The sequence below is a fragment of the Vibrio ouci genome, assembly GCF_004551525.1.
Classification (GTDB): Bacteria; Pseudomonadota; Gammaproteobacteria; order Enterobacterales; family Vibrionaceae; genus Vibrio; species Vibrio ouci.
In genome coordinates this window covers 1-1,013 of the sequence record NZ_SATR01000219.1, presented here as the reverse complement: position 1 = coordinate 1,013, position 1,013 = coordinate 1, and the positions used below count along the sequence as shown (strand labels likewise).

The window sequence follows — 1,013 nt, the reverse complement described above, 5'->3', positions numbered from 1 at the left end:
ATATAGAAGAAGCTCGAATGGGGATCTTCGAATATATTGAGATCTATTACAATCGAAATAGAAAGCACTCAGCGTTGGGCTATGTGAGTCCAGCCGAGTTCGAAAGTGTGTAGTTATGTTGTGTCCACTTTTCGTGGGGTACACTAGTTTACTTGTACTTCAAAGGCTTAAAGGTCTTAGGCTCTAGTTCTTTATCCCTTTGGCAATTCGTCCCTAGTAGACTCAGCAAATCAGTATTGTCGGCCTAAATTCTTGAATCTCTCAGCCTGTAAAACATGCCAATGTTCGTGGGTTGCTTCATTGTCAGGTCGTGGCGGTCGGTTTCTTGTTTAACTGGCTTAAAGTCGCTTGTAGGTTCTTTGCCAAGTAGCATTTCGGTTTAGTAGTTGCCTCGGCAATTCAGCATTGTTTTGCGCTTTGGTTGGAAAGACAGGGTGCTTGTTGTTTGTTGGTCGGGTTGCCTCATTGGGCTGGGAAGTGGAATTACACGTTTTAGGTTGTTCGCCTTTGATGGTCAAGTTAGTTTCTGCCTTGTGGTTTGGTTCAGAAAACTAGTTAGAAATAGCAGTTCTTTCTCAAGTAAATCATGTGTTTGTGGTAAAACATAACAAACAATTCAACAGTGATTCGCAACGCTTGGCGCTCTCACTTCGGGTTGAGTTTAGTGTTTACGGCGCAGTGTTCAAGTTCAGTGTACGCGCTGCTCACACGTTAATTGGGCGTTATGCTGATCCGAAGGTTGACCCAAGTCATATAAAACTAGTCTCATTTGTGAAACACTCCGAATGCTCGAATTAGAGCGTATATTTTGGAGTAATCAATGAAAAAGTTAATCTTAGTTCTACTAGTGAGCTTTGGTATGGTGTCTGTGGCAGCTGCGCATTCTGGGGGCACAGATGCTAATGGTTGTCATACGAATAGCAAAACAGGTGACTACCATTGCCACAATCGAAAATAATCTGATCTAAAAGACATGAAAGGCGTGGCTTGTCACGCCTTTTTATATTCGGTTA

Annotated in this window: 2 protein-coding genes; both read left to right on the top strand. The window is 42.5% G+C overall.

Annotated elements, in window-relative coordinates; genetic code table 11:
* Positions 1-113: IS3 family transposase (locus ELS82_RS25270; RefSeq protein WP_134837628.1), on the top strand; the 113-nt coding region annotated here is incomplete at its 5' end.
* A 707-nt stretch (positions 114-820) separates the two neighbouring features.
* Positions 821-958: a YHYH domain-containing protein gene (locus ELS82_RS25255; RefSeq protein WP_134837633.1), complete on the top strand. Its 138-nt coding sequence runs from the start codon at positions 821-823 to the stop codon at positions 956-958.
* Positions 959-1,013 lie beyond the last annotated feature (55 nt).

What these genes read in the sequence shown, in the direction of transcription:
- ELS82_RS25255 (WP_134837633.1), top strand. Translation starts at nt 821, where the DNA reads ATGAAAAAGTTAATCTTAGTTCTACTAGTGAGCTTTGGTATGGTGTCT.